This window comes from Streptomyces sp. NPDC045778, assembly GCF_056431945.1.
Map to the genome: position 1 here is coordinate 89795 of NZ_JBWKJZ010000013.1, position 17455 is coordinate 107249.

18 protein-coding genes and 1 pseudogene are annotated in these 17455 nt (G+C 71.5%); 9 read left to right on the plus strand and 10 right to left on the minus strand.

From position 1 onward, the window contains the following. The first annotated feature begins 103 nt into the window (after positions 1 to 103). Positions 104 to 997 (plus strand): transcriptional regulator CynR, encoded by an 894-nt coding sequence (gene cynR, locus AC07GB_RS18575; RefSeq protein WP_478846649.1) that lies wholly within the window; start codon positions 104 to 106, stop codon positions 995 to 997. A 135-nt stretch (positions 998 to 1132) separates the two neighbouring features. Further along, on the plus strand, positions 1133 to 2263 hold the full coding sequence (locus tag AC07GB_RS18580; protein WP_478846651.1) for an FAD-dependent monooxygenase: 1131 nt from the start codon (positions 1133 to 1135) through the stop codon (positions 2261 to 2263). A 97-nt stretch (positions 2264 to 2360) separates the two neighbouring features. Here AC07GB_RS18580 and AC07GB_RS18585 read toward each other — a convergent pair whose 3' ends face one another. Continuing rightward, the gene (locus AC07GB_RS18585) at positions 2361 to 3314 is read right to left on the minus strand and encodes a sigma-70 family RNA polymerase sigma factor (RefSeq protein ID WP_478846653.1); all 954 of its coding nucleotides are present in this window, start codon (positions 3312 to 3314) and stop codon (positions 2361 to 2363) included. Positions 3315 to 3542: 228 nt separating this feature from the next. Between AC07GB_RS18585 and AC07GB_RS18590 the strand changes: the two genes are divergently transcribed. Then, positions 3543 to 4718: an amidohydrolase family protein gene (locus tag AC07GB_RS18590; protein ID WP_478846655.1), complete on the plus strand. Its 1176-nt coding sequence runs from the start codon at positions 3543 to 3545 to the stop codon at positions 4716 to 4718. A 13-nt stretch (positions 4719 to 4731) separates the two neighbouring features. Here the strand turns inward: AC07GB_RS18590 and AC07GB_RS18595 are convergent, their stop codons facing one another. Further along, the gene (locus tag AC07GB_RS18595) at positions 4732 to 5400 is read right to left on the minus strand and encodes a flavin reductase family protein (protein WP_478846657.1); all 669 of its coding nucleotides are present in this window, start codon (positions 5398 to 5400) and stop codon (positions 4732 to 4734) included. Positions 5401 to 5471: 71 nt separating this feature from the next. Between AC07GB_RS18595 and AC07GB_RS18600 the strand changes: the two genes are divergently transcribed. Further along, entirely contained in the window at positions 5472 to 6173 is a 702-nt protein-coding gene (locus AC07GB_RS18600) for an ArsR/SmtB family transcription factor (RefSeq protein WP_478846904.1), read from the plus strand. A 94-nt stretch (positions 6174 to 6267) separates the two neighbouring features. Here the strand turns inward: AC07GB_RS18600 and AC07GB_RS18605 are convergent, their stop codons facing one another. Then, complete coding sequence (locus AC07GB_RS18605) at positions 6268 to 7359, minus strand: hypothetical protein (RefSeq protein ID WP_478846906.1); 1092 nt, start codon at positions 7357 to 7359, stop codon at positions 6268 to 6270. A 227-nt stretch (positions 7360 to 7586) separates the two neighbouring features. On the opposite strand from AC07GB_RS18605, the gene AC07GB_RS18610 reads away from it, so the two are divergent. Further along, on the plus strand, positions 7587 to 7823 hold the full coding sequence (locus tag AC07GB_RS18610; protein WP_478846659.1) for a hypothetical protein: 237 nt from the start codon (positions 7587 to 7589) through the stop codon (positions 7821 to 7823). A gap of 152 nt (positions 7824 to 7975) precedes the next feature. On the opposite strand, the gene AC07GB_RS18615 is transcribed toward AC07GB_RS18610, so the two are convergent. Continuing rightward, positions 7976 to 8749, minus strand: a complete 774-nt coding sequence (locus AC07GB_RS18615) for a barstar family protein (RefSeq protein ID WP_478846661.1) — start codon at positions 8747 to 8749, stop codon at positions 7976 to 7978. 410 nt (positions 8750 to 9159) lie between these two features. Further along, positions 9160 to 9720 (minus strand): hypothetical protein, encoded by a 561-nt coding sequence (locus AC07GB_RS18620; RefSeq protein ID WP_478846663.1) that lies wholly within the window; start codon positions 9718 to 9720, stop codon positions 9160 to 9162. A 564-nt stretch (positions 9721 to 10284) separates the two neighbouring features. Between AC07GB_RS18620 and AC07GB_RS18625 the strand changes: the two genes are divergently transcribed. Continuing rightward, positions 10285 to 11055, plus strand: a complete 771-nt coding sequence (locus AC07GB_RS18625) for a methyltransferase domain-containing protein (RefSeq protein ID WP_478846665.1) — start codon at positions 10285 to 10287, stop codon at positions 11053 to 11055. A 46-nt stretch (positions 11056 to 11101) separates the two neighbouring features. On the opposite strand, the gene AC07GB_RS18630 is transcribed toward AC07GB_RS18625, so the two are convergent. The 3 genes from AC07GB_RS18630 to AC07GB_RS18640 form a co-directional block, all read right to left on the minus strand. After that, positions 11102 to 12079 carry a GNAT family N-acetyltransferase gene (locus AC07GB_RS18630; protein WP_478846667.1) on the minus strand — a complete coding sequence of 326 codons (978 nt, stop codon included), beginning with the start codon at positions 12077 to 12079 and terminating at the stop codon, positions 11102 to 11104. Between the two features lie 262 nt (positions 12080 to 12341). Continuing rightward, the gene (locus tag AC07GB_RS18635) at positions 12342 to 12755 is read right to left on the minus strand and encodes a hypothetical protein (RefSeq protein WP_478846669.1); all 414 of its coding nucleotides are present in this window, start codon (positions 12753 to 12755) and stop codon (positions 12342 to 12344) included. A 269-nt stretch (positions 12756 to 13024) separates the two neighbouring features. Then, positions 13025 to 13393, minus strand: a complete 369-nt coding sequence (locus AC07GB_RS18640) for a VOC family protein (RefSeq protein WP_478846671.1) — start codon at positions 13391 to 13393, stop codon at positions 13025 to 13027. A gap of 62 nt (positions 13394 to 13455) precedes the next feature. Between AC07GB_RS18640 and AC07GB_RS18645 the strand changes: the two genes are divergently transcribed. Both AC07GB_RS18645 and AC07GB_RS18650 read left to right on the plus strand, forming a co-directional pair. After that, complete coding sequence (locus AC07GB_RS18645) at positions 13456 to 13914, plus strand: MarR family winged helix-turn-helix transcriptional regulator (RefSeq protein WP_478846673.1); 459 nt, start codon at positions 13456 to 13458, stop codon at positions 13912 to 13914. Between the two features lie 183 nt (positions 13915 to 14097). Further along, positions 14098 to 15567 carry an FG-GAP repeat protein gene (locus AC07GB_RS18650; RefSeq protein ID WP_478846675.1) on the plus strand — a complete coding sequence of 490 codons (1470 nt, stop codon included), beginning with the start codon at positions 14098 to 14100 and terminating at the stop codon, positions 15565 to 15567. A gap of 67 nt (positions 15568 to 15634) precedes the next feature. Here AC07GB_RS18650 and AC07GB_RS18655 read toward each other — a convergent pair whose 3' ends face one another. After that, on the minus strand, positions 15635 to 15868 hold the full coding sequence (locus tag AC07GB_RS18655; RefSeq protein WP_478846677.1) for a 4-oxalocrotonate tautomerase family protein: 234 nt from the start codon (positions 15866 to 15868) through the stop codon (positions 15635 to 15637). A gap of 161 nt (positions 15869 to 16029) precedes the next feature. On the opposite strand from AC07GB_RS18655, the gene AC07GB_RS18660 reads away from it, so the two are divergent. Beyond that, the gene (locus AC07GB_RS18660) at positions 16030 to 16893 is read left to right on the plus strand and encodes a helix-turn-helix transcriptional regulator (RefSeq protein WP_478846679.1); all 864 of its coding nucleotides are present in this window, start codon (positions 16030 to 16032) and stop codon (positions 16891 to 16893) included. Positions 16894 to 17243: 350 nt separating this feature from the next. On the opposite strand, the pseudogene AC07GB_RS18665 reads toward AC07GB_RS18660, so the two are convergent. Further along, positions 17244 to 17360, minus strand: a pseudogene (locus AC07GB_RS18665) (transcriptional regulator); the annotation flags it as partial. Between the last annotated feature and the right edge of the window lie 95 nt (positions 17361 to 17455).

The window sequence follows — 17455 nt, forward strand, 5'->3', positions numbered from 1 at the left end:
GGGTGGTCGGTGGGGCCGACGTCATTCACTGTGCATGACCTGCACCTATAGCGTCCAAGACGCGCTACGACTCACAGCTATAGACCACACCTATACTTGGGGCATGAAGCCGGAACTGCGTCATCTGCGCTACTTGCTCGCGGTCGCCGAGCACGCCAACTTCACCCGCGCCGCCGAGGAGCTGCGCATCGCACAGCCCACCCTGTCCCAGCAGATCAAGCAGCTGGAGAAGGCCGTGGGCGCCCAGCTCCTCGAGCGCACCGGCCGAACCGTGCGCCTCACCGACGCCGGTTCCGCCTACGCCCACCACGCCCGGCTCGCGCTGCGGAACCTCGCCGCCGGTGAGCGCGCGGTCCTCGACGTGCGGGACCTCTCGCGCGGACACCTCCGCCTGGCCGTCACCCCCACCTTCACCGCCTACCTCACCGGCCCCCTCATCGCCGGCTTCCACACCCGCCACCCCGGCATCACCCTGGACGTGCGCGAGATGACCCAGGACCGCATCGAGGCCGACCTCCTGGCCGACCGGCTCGACCTCGGCATCGCCTTCAGCGGCAACCACCTGCCGGGCGTCGAGGCCACCGCCCTGTTCACCGAGACCCTCAGCCTGGTCGTCGGCCCCCACCACCCCGACCGCGGCGCACCCGGGCCACTGCCGGTCACCGGCCTCGGCGAACGTCACTTCGCGCTGCTCAGCGAGGACTTCGCCACTCGCAGGCACATCGACCAGCACTTCGCCGACCACCACGTACGGCTGCGGATCGCCCTGGAGGCCAACTCCATCAACGCCCTCACCGAGATCGTGCGCCGCGCCCCGCTGGCCACCGTCCTGCCCGACGCCATCGCCCACGACCACCCCCACCTCACCCCCATCCCCCTCACCCCCGCGCTCCCCTCCCGCACCGTCACCCTCCTGCGCCGCGAAAGCACGTACCACAGCGCGGCGGCCCACGCCTTCGCCGACCAGACCACGCGGTGGGCACAGGCCCTGACGTGAGACTCCTTGCCGACAGCGGATGACCACCGCTCGATCCGGACAAGGCGGGCTGCCGACGCGTCCTACGGTGACGAGGAAATCGGCGCTCTGGAGGCATACATGACGTACACGGCGGACGCGGCAGACGCAGCAGACATGGCAGACGGCTATCGCGGTGCGCGGACGGCCGTGATCGTGGGAGCGGGCGTGGCCGGTCTGACAGCGGCTGTCGCCCTGGCACGCGGCGGATGGCAGGTGGAGATCGCCGAGGCCGGTCCGGCGGCGGCCCCTTCCGGGTGGGGGTTGTGCCTGACCGGCCCTTCGCTGCGCGCGCTTGCCGAGTTGGGTCTCGCGGACGCGTGTCTCGCCGAGGGCTACGGCATGAACACGGTCACGCACGTGGACGTGCGTGGCGAGCCCGCGGGCGAGACCCCGTTGCCGCGCCTGCTCGGCGCACGGCGACCGGCGATGGCCGGCATCGCGCGCCCCGTACTGCACCGCGTCCTGCACGCGGAAGCCGTACGTCGCGGCGTCGCGATACGCCACGAACTGACCGTCTCGGCGGTGGATCAGGAGACGGATCTGGTCCGCGTGCGCCTTTCGGACGGTACGGTCCGCAGGGTCGCGCTGCTGGTGGGCGCGGACGGCATCCGTTCGTCCACGCGGGGCCTGCTGGGGCTGGACACCTCGCTCGCCTTTCACGGGCAGATGGTCTGGCGGGCCCTGGTGCCCCGTCCGCGGTGGGCCACGGGGATCCACCAGTTCGCCGGGACGGTCCACTCGGCGGGCCTCGTACCGATCTCGTACCGTCAGGCGTACGTGTTCCTGACGGAGAACGGAGCGGAGCGGAGCACCCTGCCCGACGCCCAACTCCCCCCGCGCCTGCGGCAACTGCTGGCGGACTTCCCCGGCCGGGTTGAGGAGGTCCGTTCCCTGGTGTCCGCGTCCGCGTCGGTGGTACGGCGCCCGGTCCTCACGGCGTTCCTGGACGGTGCCTGGAACCGGGGCAACGGCGTGGTCATCGGGGACGCCGCGCACGCGCCCGCACCACAGATGGCCAGCGGCGCGGCCCTGGCCATCGAGGACGGCCTGATCCTCGCCCAGGAACTCGGGCGGCACGACACCGTCCGCGCGGGGCTCCGGACGTTCGTACGCCGACGGGCGCGGCGATGCCGCACGCTCGTGGAGACCTCGGTACGGATCGCGGGCCTGGAGCAGGCGCGACGCCACCGCGAGGCGTATCCGCTGACCGACTCCTGCCACCGCCTCATGGCGGAGCCCGCGTGACCGCCGTCCCGGCGGCCTGGCCCAGCCCCATCCCTACGCGCGCGGGTCGCCCTCCTGCGCGTCGGCATGCCCAGGTCCCGAGTACCGAGTACACCGGCTACGCGGGACCAGGACCGGTCCCTACCCCACGGCGCGACCGGATGCCGGACAATTTGTCCGGGTTGGTGACCGAGAAGACCCCGGCGATCCGGTCCTCGCCGGGTACGAGGTCCACGACCAGGACCGCGAGCGGGCTGGCGCCGGAGAAGACCAGGGCGCAAGGGTCCGCCGCCACCAGGCGGTAGCGGACGTCCAGGCCCTCGGTGAGCACGGCGCGGGCGACCGCCATGAACACCGCGGCGACCTCGTCCCGGCCCTGGACAGGGCGCAGGCTGACCGCGGGACCCTTGCCGCCGCTGTCGGTCCACAGGGTCACGTCGGGTGCCAGCACCTCCAGCAGACCCCGGAGGTCGCCCCCGAGCGCCGCCGCGGCGAACCGCTCGGTGACCTGGGCGTGCAGGTCCGGCTCCGGCTCGTGGCGGGGGCGGCGCGCGTGGACGTGGCGGCGCGCGCGGGTGGCGAGTTGACGGACCGCGGCCGGTGAGCGGTCCAGCATGCGCGCTATCTCGGGATGGGTGAACCCGAACACCTCGTACAGCACGAACACCGCGCGCTCCAGGGGCGACAGGGTCTCCAGGACCACCAGCACCGCCATCGACAGCGCCTCGGCGCGCTCGGCACCGTCCGTGACGGCGCCCTCGTCCGTCACCAGGGGCTCCGGCAGCCACGGGCCGAGGTAGGCCTCGCGTCGGCGGCTCAACTCCGCGCGGCGGGCCAGTGCGTGGTTCACCGCGACGCGTACGAGGTAGGCGCGGGCGTTCGCCACGGGCTCGGCGTCCGGCCTGCGGTGCCGGGCGGACCAGGCCAGCCACACCTCCTGGAGCGCGTCCTCGGTGTCGGCGACGCTGCCGAGCATGTTGTAGACCACCGAGAACAGCAGCTCGCGGTAGCCGAGGAACTGGTCGGTGACGGCGTCGGCGGCTGAGCGCGGGGGCGGGGGCGGGGTGGGCATGATGTGCTCCTCCTCTGCTCCTCTGTCAGGTGCTCCTCTGTCAGGTGCTCCTCTGTCAGACCGAAGAGGGCCCTCGCGCCGCGAGTGTGACATGAGGGCCGGAATGTGAGCCACGCCACGGGAGCGTCCGCCGATGTCACAGTGGCGCCCGGCCTCCGCTCTGTGGGGGATGTCCGGGGCGCAGGAAGCTCCCCGGCCCCAGCCCCGGCCCCTATGGAGAGGACTTCGATGCGTACGACGATTCGCGGCGCCCATGTGTTCGACGGTGAGCGCAGCCTCGGCGCCACCGACGTGGTGCTGGAGGACGGCCTCATCACCGCGGTCGGCGCCACCGCAGGTGGCACGGCCCCAGGCAGCACCACCCCCGGTGACACCGCCGACATCGAGATCGACGGTCGCGGCAGCACCCTGCTGCCCGGCCTGATCGACGCCCACACGCACGTGTTCGACGGCAGCCTGAAGGAGGCGCTGCGGTACGGAGTGACCACCGAGCTGGACATGTTCTGCCTGCCCCGGCCACTCGCCCGGCACCGGCGCCTCGCCGACCACCGTGACGACGTGGCCGACCTGCGCAGCGCGGGCACCGTCGCCACCGCGCCCGGCGGACACCCCACGCAACTCCTCGCGGCCCTGAGCGGTACCGTCCTCGACCCGAGCGACGTGACGGAGATCGACCACGTCACCGATCCCGCGCGGTCCCCGGAGTTCGTCAAGGCCCGGCTGGCCGAAGGCTCCGACTACCTCAAGATCGTCATCGACGACGGCACCGTGCACGGCACCGAACTGCCGCTCCTGACCCCGGCCGTCGCCACCGCCCTCACCGAGGCGGCGCACGAAGCCGGGCTGCTGGTCATCGCCCACGCGATCACCTCGGCCGAGGTGGACATCGCGCTCGACGCCGGTGTGGACGGCCTCGCCCACGTCTGGGCCGACCTTCCTCCGGGGGACCCGGGCTCGCAGCGGCTGGCCGAGCGGATCCGCGCCCAGGGCGTCTTCGTCGTGACCACCCTCGCCTACTTCGAAGCGCTCTCCGAACAGCGGCCCGGCACCACCCTCTGCTCCCACCCCGGCTACTACGCACACGCCGTCGACGCGCTTCGGGCCTTGCACCAGGCGGGCGTCCCCCTCCTGGCCGGAACCGACGCCACCCCGTTCGCCCCCGCCCACGGCGCGGGCATGCACCGTGAACTGCGGCTGCTCACCGAGGCCGGCCTCGGGGCCGAGCAGGCGCTCGCCGCGGCGACCGGCGTCCCGGCCCGCCACTTCGGCCTGACCGACCGGGGCCTCATCGCCCCCGGCCTCCGCGCGGACCTGCTCCTGGTCGACGGCGACCCCACCCAGGACGTCACCGCCCTCGACGCGCTCACCAGCGTCTGGCGACGGGGAGTACGCCACTACCACTGACAACGGTCATCGGTCATCGGTCATCGGTCAGGGGCGTGTCGCGGGGCGTCTGGGTGCGGTAGGAGTGCCCGAGTTCGGGGCCGAGTCCGAAGTAGTGGCGGAAGTTGTAGATGAGCGGGCTCCAGGCGGCGGGGTCGATGTGGTCGGTACCCGGAACGACGATGCGGGGATCGGCGTGCACCTTGCGTACGACGGCCTCGACGATGACGAAGGCTCCGGAGCCGTCCGGTCGTACCTGTCCGGCGCGCGCCTCCAGTTGGATCGGGCATCCCGCGACCCGAGGCGGCCGGACCGTCCGGGAGGGCTCGCCGGTCAGGCCCGCCGCGGCGAACTTGTCCGGCTCGAAGCGGCAGCCATCGGGTTTGCCGGCGGGTACGGGATCGCGGCCGGTCAGCGGCGCCAGCCGCTCCACGGACGGCCACTGGGAGGGAGCGGGCAGACTGATGACCAGGTCGGGTCGGCTGCGGAGGTTGTGTGCGGTCTGCCCGTCACGGCCCAGTCCGATCACCACCGTCCGGCCGAGGGCCCAGGCGGACGACATCGGGGCGAGGTTGAACGAGCCGTCCTGGTTCTCCGTCGACAGGAGCACCACCGGCGTACCGAAGTACAGGATGCTCGGCTCGATCTCCAGGTGAGGGGGGACCGGCTCGGGGGGCAGGGTGCTTGCAGGTGCCGTGTACATGGCCGGAAGCCTAGGGTCCGGTCGCTTCGGCCCCGGCCGAAGCGTCACCGGGTGACAATGGCCGCATGGACATGCGGCGCGTACCCGCGGAGGGCCCCGACCTGGCCGCCGTGGCGAAGCTTCTGGCCGACGGTACGCGGGCCGGCTTCTGTCTGGCCCTGCTCGACGGCCGGGCCTGGACGGCGAAGGAACTGGCACGTCACATGGGCGTGGCGCCCTCCACCGCGACCGAGCACCTGCACGTGCTCGTCCGCGGAGGCCTGCTGGCCGAGGAGCGCCAGGGCCGCCATCGCTATGTGCGTCTCGCCGGTCCGCAGGTCGCCGAGCTGATCGAGAGCCTCGCCGCGATGGCGCCCCAGCGCGCCCCGGCACCCCGTTCCCTGTCGGCGGCGGGCCGCCGGCAAGCGCTCGCCCACGCCCGCACCTGCTACGACCACCTCGCCGGAACCCTCGGGGTCGCCGTCACCGACGCGATGCTGGAGCGACGGCTGCTCGACCGGGGACACGGACTCGGGCTCACCCCCGCGGGAACGAGCTGGCTGGAGGATCTCGGCATCACCGTACCGACGGGGACTCGCCGCCCGTCGGTACGGTCATGCCTGGACTGGACCGAACGCCGCCCCCACCTGGCGGGCGCCGTCGGCGCCGCCCTGTGCCGGCATGCGTTCGACGCGGGCTGGATCACGCCCGTCGGCACCACGCGCGCCGTCACCGTCACCGCTCTGGGGCGTCAGGCACTCCACGACCACCTCGGCCTGCCCGACGCGCTCTGAGGCATCACACGGCGCTACACGGCCGGGCCGCCGACCGGGCCCGGCCGCCCGGCCGAGCACCGCCCGCACGGCCGCGACGCAGGACCCGCACCGATCACGACCGGGTGGCGGTCCCGCACCCGGCCCCCGCGCCCTCGCACATGCGGGCGTCCATGGAGGTGCTCCGGTCGTACGGGTCGACCTCGGGGCCGTCCCCCGAGCCGGGCGCGGCACGCTCGGAACCGAACGCGGGGGTGAAGTAGCCGGAGAAGTTGTCACAGCCTCCGTTGGTGAAGTCCGTCTTGTACGACACCAGGGAGAACGTGCCCGGCTTGGTGATGACCTTCGCCGGATCGTCCCAGCTCATCACCACCTCCCGGCGCACGATGGTGCGAGCGACCTCGTCACTTCCCCCCGCGGCCCGTACGACCGGATACACGTACGTGACGTCGCTGACCACTTCGAGCGCGCCGCGCTTGCCCTCCCGGAAGGTGATCCGCCCCCGCGTCTTGACGACGTCACCGGCGGGCCGCACCTCGTCCTTCGGGAAGCGGCTGAAGAGCAGCAGGGGGTCGTTCTTGCGGCTGGGCGTGTCGAAAGCGGTGGCCAGATAGTCCTGTACGTCCTGCTGGCGCGGGTTGATCAGCGCGATCGCCTTCGTGGGCCGCTGCCCCCGCAGCACCCCCTTGTCCAGGCTGGACGCGGCGAGGAAGTCCCGGCTCCGCGTGAGCGCCCGCGCGACCTCCGCCTTGCTCATCCACCCTGTCGCTTTTGCCGACGGCAGGTGGATGCCCGCTGCCCCGTCGCCCCACCGCGCCGCGGGCGACCCCTTGAACGGCCGCTCCAGCGTGGGCAGTTGCTCCGCCTCCCGGGCCGGTGGCTTCGTCGGCCTCTCCGACTCCGCGGCAAGCGGCGCGGAGTCGTCGCCTCCGAACCAGTCGGTCACCTGCCCCGGAGCCAGCGCCACCGCCAGCAGGGCGGCCGCCGCCACCAGCCCGACCGCGTACCAGGCCTTCCTGCCCCGTCGCCGCGGGGCGGGCTGATGCGTCCGCCACCCCTCCGGCGGGCCGGGCTCGTCGCGCAGCCGCCGCCCCACCATCCTGGCGCGCGCCGAGGGCTCCTCCGGCGCACCCGGAGTCCCGGCCTCGGCGTCGCGCAGGAAGCGCTCCCACTCCTGGTCCGATATTTCCCTGTCCCCACTCACGATGCGCTCCGCGCCCTCCCGCCCAATCGCCCCACAGGACCTTCGTTCCCGTACTCCATCACACGGCTTCACCACATCGCCACAGATGCGAAGTACCCGTGGCTTGAACGACAGTGGGCTGCGACCAGGCGGGCGGGCCGTCGGGACACCAGACCGCGAGCTGCCGTGATCGCCCGATCACAGGAGGTCACGTTTGCGCTGGAATTCGAACATGAGATCTAATCCCGTGCATGGACCGGCACACCTTCCCCACTGATCTCCTGGAGGCCCAGGAAGCCTGGTACGTCACGTACCGACAGCTCGCCGACGTACCGATGCACGGCGCGGCCGCGCACCGGCGCCGCCTGCTGCGGCTGTCGCGACTGATCGCCGGACATCCGTTCTGGCAGACGGCGGCAGGTACGCCCGCGGCCCGCGTCGCACTGAAGGAGCGGGCTCGCGTGCAGACCGCGGAGGCATGTCCGTGACGCTCGCAGCGCCCGTCGGAAGCTCGTAGGCCTCGCACACCGGAAGTCGCGGCCCGGGCGCCGCGTCGCGAGGCGGTGAGGCAGAGGGCGGCATCCGCCCTACCGCGGGCGCTGCCCGGGGCGGCTGGCCCGACCAGCACGGGTCCTTCCGGTCACCGCAGGAGGACGTTGATGTCGTGCTCGGCGAAGATCTCAAGGAGGACCTGGAAATCGGCGGCGGCGCCGCTGCCAGCGGCTGGCCGGCCGGCCAGCACTGACCTGGCGACGTTCGCGTCGAGCCACTCCAGAGTGAACGGGGGCGAGGCACCAAAGCGGCCCCGCAGGCAGTCGTCCACGGCGGCGAGATTCCGTCCGAAGTACCCGCCGGGGCCGTTGATGGCCTCCCCCAACGCGCAGTAGAAGCTGTCGATATCGCTGACCTGGCGGCCGTCCAGGGTGAACACTTGCCCCGGTGAGGCGTCCGCGGGGTGTCCACGCCGCTGGTACTCACGGGACCACAGCGCAACGGACAACCACGCCTTCCGGCCTGCCGCGTCAAGGCCACCCCACATACCCTTGCGGTTCAGCTTCCCTGCGCGGAGCAGGTCCCAGACGTCCTCCGCCCCGGGAAGCAGCTGGTCGCACCACAAACGCACCGTGACATCGAACAGCCCGCCTCCGTGCACCGACGGCGCCACAGCCGTCGCGGCCAGGCCGCTGACGAAGTAGGAACCCATCACGATGCCTTCGGCGTCCAGGAACGCCAGGTGTCCCCCGCCTGCCACCGCACGACGGCCGCCGAGGTGATCGAGACAGGTCCGGAACGTTCCCCGGGGCGAACACCCCAGGAGTTCGACACGCCGAAGGCCGTCTTCGTGAGGGTCGAACAACCCCTTGGCGTCCCGCACGAACCCCCAAGGCTCGGCGTCGCCCTCATCGCTGGTCAAAGCGTACTTAAACCCTCTGCCGGCCCCACCCACTGCTTCCACGACACCTCCTGCGCAGAAGAGCCTACAGAGGGCTCGCTCAAGGGTTCGGAGGGACGGCGAGCGTGCAGGTGCGGCAGGTGGCATGGAAGGCTCGGAAAGCGGTGTACGATTTCCAGGTAACTCCGGTGCAGGGCACGGGAGTCACGCGTCTGTGGTCCAAGGAAAGACGCCCATCATCCGATGGGAAATGCAGGTGCAAGGCCTGCCGGGCGCTCCATATGAAGGTCCCCTCCACGCGGAGGGGGCCTTCGCTGTTTCTACGGCTTCTACGGCTTCTACGGCTTCTGCGGCGCCGGTGGGGCGGAAGCGTGCAGAAGCCGGCGCCTGGCCCCGCCGGCGGGCGGGGCCAGGCGCCGGAGGGTGTGGCTCTACAGGAAGGCGATGGACGACGCCCGGTCGTTCATCGCGTCCCCGACGTAGGAGGTCGACTGCTGGTACTCCTGGCGGGTCCCGCCCGTTCCGGGGGAGTCCCACAGCTCCAGCCAGCAGGACACCGTGGTCAGGGAGCTGGTGGCGTTGTTCATGCCGCCCGAGATGTCGGTCGAGTAGTCCCGGCCGTTGCCGCTCTGGCAGCCGCTGCCGGCACTGTAGGTGACTGAGGTGCCTCCGTAGTTCGAGTGCTCGTAGATGATGCCGAGCTGTACGTCCTGCGCCCCACGGGTGCTGGCGGACCCTCTGAGCTTTTCGACCAGGGCCTGGTCGATGTCCTTGGCGGATAAGGGGGCGTTGGTGACGCGCCCGTGCGTGGTCGCGGCGATGGCCTGCCGGAACGTGGTGAAGCACTGGGACTTTCCGGTCTCGACGTTCACCACGCAGTTGTCCGCGGGCTGGGCCTGAGGCTGGGCGGCGTTCGCCGTAGCGGTGCCGACGGTGACCGACAGCAGGGCGGTCGAACAGGCGAGAGCTATACGTGAGGTGCGTGACAACATGGTTCACTCCGATCGTGAGGGACAGCGTGTCTGACGCTTGCGATGCTCGCGCTCACTCCGGCCCGTACGTACGGCCGGAGGCGTTTCACGGATCGTCCACAGCCCACATCGGCTCACTCGCAGCCTTGTCGCGACCGAGAGGTTCACCAACTCGGGCTGCGCGGACCTTTCTACACCGGGCCGAGGCGACTAGGTGTGCCCGCCACTGCAAAGAAACTGACCGAGCATGTCCGCTCGCCCCCTCCTCACCCTGCGTGCCGACATGCCCAAACGGCGCCGCACGCCTCCCCTGCGACGCCCGTTCGACTACCTGACGAGCCCGATTCCTGCCCGGGTGAGGCCTGGAGCCTGACCGGCGGGGCGAGGTCGCCGAGACCCGGGGGTGAGTCGTTCACCAAAGGTGCAAACTCAGGCCTCCTGGCGTCCACCTACGGTGGTGGTCCCAGCACCGGGAACGGCCCCCGCACCAGCCGCAGGGCAAATTCCCCGTCCCACTGCGCGTCCGCGCCGACAGTTCTATGCTCTCGGGCACCGAGAGCACAGACGGCCTGGGGGGCGTGCCTGATGGGAGCGGCGGACGCGGGAAAGTCAGTACTCAAGGCAGGGGTCAAGCGGCTTCTAGGGCGTGCAGGTTTCGACCTCGTGCGCAGCACCAACAACCGGGGCGGAGTGGACGACTTCCTCCCGTTCGAGGCGACGATGCGGGCGGCACGGGCGGCTGGACTGTCGGTCGGTGACTACCTCGACGACGTCATGAACGGGACGCCCGGCGCCACCCAGTCCACCGTCGACGAACTGAGCGCCCTCGGCGTCTTCGCCGCCGACCCGAGCACGGTGCTGGAGATCGGCCCCGGGTCGGGGCGGTACTTGGAGAAGACACTCAAAGCGTGTTCACCGGACCGCTACGAGATATACGAGACGGCAGCGCCCTGGGCCGACCACCTGGTGAACACGTTCAACGTGATCGCACAGCCCACCGCTGGAACCAGCCTGGCCCCGACACCCGACGGCAGCATCGACCTCGTTCAGGCCCACAAGGTCTTCAACACTCTGACCTTCCTCCGCTCCTGCCGCTACTTCTTCGAAATGGCACGTGTCACGCGCTCCGGCGGCAGGATCGTGTTCGACGTCATGACGGAAACCTGCTTGGGCCCGGCAGCGATGCGCACTTGGGCGACAGAGGGCGGCGCGGGGCACGACTCCTACCCGGCGGCCATGCCCCGCCGGACGTGCGTGGACCTCTTCGCTGCCCTCGGCTGCGGGCTGGAGGCCAGCTTCCAGGCGCCCATGGGCGTGGCCACGACTGAGGTGCTCGTCTTCACCAAGGGGACGTGACGTCCAGGCGGGTTGTGCGAGCAGGGTCAGGCTCCCCGCCCTCCGGTCAGCACCCTCGCACCTTGCCGACGACCTTGAGGGCCCCCACCGCCGCCCGCTTCAACAGGGGACTGCTGCGCACCACCCGGTGCGCGGCGTGTGCCGGCTCACGGCGGAGCCAGTGGAGAGCGGCACCAGGGCTTGTCCTCCTCACCGTCCCCTCGTGCACCGCGAGGTCTCCCGTCTTGAAGGCGTTCTTGTACGCGGCCTCGCCTCGTCCGAAGTCGAAGACGTGGATACCGGAGGCTGCGGCTGCCTCGATCATCCGCAGGTACAAGACGCGGCCGGGCGAGAACGTCGCGTAGGCCGGGTCGTACGCGGGGAACCAGCAGGAGAAGACCGTACGTGAACGAATGCCGAAGTGGGCGGCCACCGGCTTGTCGGCCGCGTAGAGAACCGACAGGGTCCCGGTGCAGTCCGGCGAGCCTGCCTCGGCGAGCCGGCGCACAAGGCCGGTCACCCACGGCCGGGCAAAAGGATCACGGCGGCCTGTCCTGCGGTACTGGGCGGACTTCCACTCGATGAGCACGCGCAAGGGTTCGGAGTTCCGTTCGGAGTAGACGAAGCGCAAGGGGCCGACCCTGCGGGCCAGGCGGCGCTCCTGGGCCCGCGCCGCCTTCAGGAAGCCGGGCGACTGCGCACGCAGGTGCGTCTCGTACCGCTCGAAACCCCCGGTGAGATCGATGATGGGGGAAGCGAACCGGCCGCTCGCGAAGGGGAGGAAGAGTTCCTGGTCGTCCTCCAGGTGGTTGAACTCCCATGTGCTCAGGGAGCAGGCCCGCATCAGTTGCTCCGGGTCCAGGCGCACGCCAGGCTGAAGGACGGCGCCCTGGCAGTCGGAGACGCCCAGACCGACCGCGCGCCCGCAACCCCACCGCCCCTGCTGGTAGGGGAAGTAGCCTTGAACCTCCCCGCGCCGGCGCACGATCGCCACCCGGGCATCCGGCCGGACTCGGCCGACCGCCTGTGTGAAGTGAGCGCTCATGAACGCGTTGGTCGTCCTCCCTCTTCCCAACTGGCTCCACAGCTCCAGGTCTTGTGGTGTCAGATCGTCAGGGCGGACGACTTCGATGCGAGGTGCGGTCACGTGAACTCCCGGTTCGGTAAGGGTGTGCTTTCCCCTGCGCTGCTGGTCCTGGCCACGCTCCGCCGGCCGGTCGCGCGACCCGAGGCTCCCTGGCAGCAGCCATGACCGGCTCCCCGCGCGGACGCGTTGTCGACGTTCGTCAGGCCAGGGCCGCTCGCGATCAGCAGCGCAGGACGAGGCCCGGAGCCGCCACGGAAGCGCCCGCGCCCTCAGGATGACGAGCCGCCGCCGGGCAGCCCCATGGCATGCGCGGGCCAACCTGCTCCTGCCAGGCGATGCCCGGCCCACCGGCCGCCGGCGGCGCGAGCCGCATCTGGCCGACGGCGGCTGGTCCCGTACGCCACCCGTGGGTCCCGGTGTGATGGCCGCCCCGCGATTCCGCAGATGCCGCCGCGACGGCCGCGCCGCTGTCCTCGGTGGCGGGAGTACCGGATACGGAGACGACACTCGCGGGCGAGAGCCCCGGCAGCGCCACGGCTGGCGCATGCGCCACGGTGATGGCCAGCGCCGTCAGGACGATCGCGTACATGGTTCGGCAGAACAGGCACACCAAGCCGCCGCTCTTGAGCGTCATCCACACACCTCCCCGGGTACGACCCTGCGATCGGACAACAGCGCCGAGCTGTTCAGGACACCCCGAAGGCATCGCGCGAGAGCTACCTTCACCTGATCCGGCGAATCACCGAGCCCGTCCGTCGACCGCCTCAGCCAATACCGGGAGCACGGCGTGCACCGGGGCGGTGAGAGCGTGCCGGCGTGCGCGGCGGCGGTCCGCCGGCTGGTGCTGGTCACGCGCCAGGCCGCCCCGGCCGGCGCGGCGGTGCTCCGGCGGTGCTCCGGCGGTCAGGTGCGGTCGTGGAGAGTGACGTGATAGCCGTCGGGGTCGGCGAAGGTGAACGTCCGGCCGAAGGGGCCGTCGACCGGCGCGGAGACGATGGTGTGGCCGTCGGCGACGAGCGCGTCGTGGATGGCCTGGACATCGGTGGCATGGAGCCAGATCGCCGCGCCTATGCCGGGCCGGGCGGCGGACGCGAGATCGGTGCCGGGAACGACCTCGCGGAGGGCGAACGCGATCGGCTCGGTCTCGAAGACGACGGCGTGCGGAGGCCCGGCCTGCGAGCGGACGAGGCCGAGGTACTGCTCGTAGAACGCCTGCGACACGGCGAGGTCGCGGGCCTGGAGCGAGATGAAGTCGGGGCCGGTGGCGGGCATGGTGATGCTCCTTCTCTCCGTGTCAGGTTTCTGACACGTGAACGGTATGTCAGAATCCTGACATGAGTCAAAGAGGTACCGGCATCGACCTGGACAAGTCACTGGGCTACCTGCTGAAGGAGGCTTCGAGTGCCCTGCGCGCAGCCATGGAGGAGGTGCTGCGGCCGCTCGGGATGACCGTGACGCACTACTCCTGTCTCGAACTGCTGGCCCAGCGGCCGGGCCTGTCGAACTCCGAGCTGGCGCGTGGCGCGTTCGTGACACGGCAATCGATGAATGTGCTGCTCCAGAACCTGGAACGAGACGGCTACGTCACCAGGCCCGCGGAAGCGCCCGTCGGAAAGGCCCTTCCGGCGCGACTCACGCCTCGCGGCCGACGGAGCCTGGAGAAGGCGTCCGCGGCGGTCCGGTCCGTCGAGGTCAGGATGCTGGACGGCATGACCGAGTCCGAGCAGTCGGACGCGTTCCGGATCCTGCAAGGCATGATCCGTTCCCTGCGGGATGACAACGGCGGCGCGTAGAGCGAGCCTCGGTGCCGCGGCTTCGTCCCGGCGAGGCCCAGGCCCGCTGCACGGGTGGCCACCCGCCCCCGGATCGCGCCCATGAACGCGCCCCCAACCCCCGGCGAACTCCGTACAACCCACCCCGCCCGCCGACGGTCACACCAGACAAACTCTCACCCCGTCGACCGAGTGGGGGCCTCCGTGCCGCACAGCCGCCGCATCCTGACGTACGCCATCGCTGCCGCCGCCGCGGCCACCGCCGGGCTCGCGCTCCCGCCCGGTGCCGCCGCTGCCGCACCCCGTCCCGCCATGAACGACTTCAACGGCGACGGCTACGCGGACCTCGCCGTCGGGGTCCCGGAAGGGACCGTCGACGGCCGGGCCGAGGCCGGGTACGTGAACGTCGTCTGGGGCGGCCCCAGGGGCGTCGGCGCCCACGGAAGCATCCGGGTCACCCAGGCCACCCGCGAGGTACCCGGCACCCCGGAGGCGGGCGACCGCTTCGGCGCGTCCGTGGCCCTGACCGACCTCAACGGCGACGGCATCGCGGAACTCCTCGCCGGGGTCCCCGGCGAGGACGTCACCGATCGCGGTACGGACGCGGGCATGGTCATCGTCGTAGGCGGCTCGGAGAACGGCCCGGGCCCGGCGTCGGTGGTCCTCACCGGGCCGTCACCGTCCGCCGCGTACGGCAGATCGGTCGCGGCGGCCGACATGACCGGCGGCGCCAACAAGGCGATCGTGGCCGGCGGCACGGACAAGGTCGTCGCCCGGGTCATCCAGGGCGAGGACAGCATGGTCACCACCGTCGTCGCCGCCCCCATGGGCGGCCGCGCCCCCGTCCTGGCCACCGGCGACTTCGACAGCGACGGCAGGGCGGACCTGGCCGTCGCGTACTGGACCGCGGGCCGGCCCAGCACACAGTCCCACGTACGTCTGTGGAAGTGGGACGCCGACCGGTCCGAGATGGCCAACTTCTGGAACACGGACAACGCCGGCGTGACCGCCCTGGCCAGAGGCGACTTCGACGGCGACGGCCACGACGACCTCGCGCTCGGCGAGTGCCGGGAGATCGCCGACGAGAACATCGACGACCCGTGCGGCCCCGAGCGACGCGCCAAGGGCGGCGGCGTCCACATCCACTACGGGAGCCGCGCGGGCGGCCCGTTCGGCAGCCGCGCCCAGACCCTCAACCAGGACACGGCGGGCGTCCCGGGCGTGGCCGAGGACGGCGACCGCTTCGGCGCCGCCCTCGCCGTCGCCGACGTCAACCGCGACGGCCGCGACGACCTGATCGCGGGCGCTCCCGGCGAGGCCGTCGGCAGCAGGGCGGGGGCGGGCGCCGCCTGGCTGATGCGCGGCGGCGCCCAGGGCCTGCTCGACGCGGGCGGCGCCGCCAGGTCCGTCGCCTGGAACCAGGACACCGCGGGCGTCCCGGGCGTGGCCGAGGCGCGTGACGCCTTCGGCGCGGCGGTCGCCACGGGTGACCACGACGCCGACGGCGTACCGGACGTCACGGTCGGCTCGCCCGGCGAGAACGCCTCCCTGGGCGCCGCCTGGCTCCTCCCCGGCGCCTCGGCCGCCCGCTCGACCGCCTTCTCGCCCCGCACGCTCGGCCTCCCCTACCTCTCCACACCCCAGAAGTACGGCAAGCCACTGACCAGCCGCTGAGCACCGGTAGAGCCAGGGCGGCGCCCTGCCGCTCCGCTTCGCGGGGGCGTCCACTCCTGTCGACACTTCACTGTCGATCTCCCTGGCTGTCGGTGGGCGCCTGCTGGATCTCGGCGGCGGTCAGGACGTGGCCGCCGATGCCCCAACCACCGTCGGGCACCTCTTCGACGAGCACCAGGGTGGTGGCGCGGGCGCGTTCGCCGTAGATCTCGGCGTACAACTCGGTGGTGCGAGTGATGATCCGTGCCCTCTGTTGCTCGGTGAGGGTGCCTGCGGGGACCTTGAAGTTGGCGTACGGCATGCGGATAGCTCTCCTGTCCGGGTTCGGGTGCGCCGACCGTGGCGTCACAAGTGCGCGGCCCCCCTCACCATCAACTGGTCCGTTGCCGGCGGCCAGGCTGTGCGCACCCTGGGGTTGCCGTCCCCTGGTTCAGCACATGTCGTACGCGACACGATGCAGGCATGGACCTTTGTGAACTCGCCGCGTTCCTCAAGTCCCGGCGTGCGCGGATCCGGCCGTCCGACGTCGGCCTGCCTACCGGGCCTCGGCGCCGGGTCCCCGGGCTGCGGCGGGAGGAGGTGGCTCAGCTCGCGGGCCTGTCGGTGGACTACTACACCGAGCTGGAACACGGGCGCGGCGCCCAGCCGTCGGCGCAGGTCGTGGCGGCCCTCGCACGGGCGCTGCGGCTTGGCGGCGACGAGCGCGACCACCTGTTCCATCTCGCCGAGCGTCCCGTGCCTCCGGCCGCGGGCGGCGTGACCGCGCACATCAGACCCGGACTGCTGGCGCTGCTCGACCGGCTGGCGGCGACTCCCGCGCAGATCATCACTGACCTGCACGAGACCCTCGTACAGAACGAGGCGGCTGTCGCGCTCGTAGGCCGGCAGCCGACGGGGCAGGGGACCGAGGCGAGCTTCATCCGCCGCTGGTTCACCGATCCCGCCTCCCGCGCGCTCTACCCGCCGGACGAGCACGCGCACCATTCACGGGTGTTCGTCGCCGATCTGCGGGCCGTGGCCGCCCGGCGCGGCCGTGATGCCGAAGTGGATGGTCTTGTGGGCCTGTTGCGGCGGAGCAGTGAGGAGTTCGCCGTGCTGTGGGACACCCATGACGTCGGCCTGCGCCGGTCGGACCACAAGCGCCTCGTCCATCCGGTCCTCGGTGTCATGGCGGTGGACTGCAACAGCCTGTTCAGTGAGGACGGGCGACAGCGCCTGTTGTGGTTCACGGCCCCGCCCGGCACCGAAGCCGCCGCCCAGCTGGAACTGCTCTCTGTCGTCGGTACACAGGACATGACCCCGGGGCCCGCGGCAGCGCAACGCTGATCAGGGCGGGCGGGATGTGGGCGCGCCACGCCCGCATCCGGGCACGCGTGCCATCGCGTACTTCGGCGATACCGCCCGCAAGAGGAAAATACGGGCACATCCAAACCCTGTACGGGCCCGCACGCCACCACAGCGGGCTGGTGGAACGCAGTGGCCACACACAAACGGGGCAGGAACGTCGAGCATGCCGACTGCGGCGACGACCTGGTCCGCCTCAAGGGCGTCGCCAGCGGCCGCTGCGTAGACGTCTCGCGGCCCGGCGGCGGTGGTCGATCGGCCCGGCCCCGCTCCTGATCCTCGGTGTAGACGACGAGGGTGTTCTCCGGCTGTTCGGCCAGGTGGAACGCGGTGTAGGCGAACTCCACCACCCCACGGCCCGGGAGCCGCAGCCGTTTGCGTCCGCCGCGCCGCGCCTGCACGTCGTACCGGGGCCGCCAGGCCCGCACTTCCGGGCCGCCCGCCCGCAACTCATCGGCCAGTCGGGCATAGCGGGTGCGCCTGGGACTCCTTGCGTGGCGCGCGTCCGCCCGGTGGGCCCCGGGTGGACGCGCTGAAGGAATGT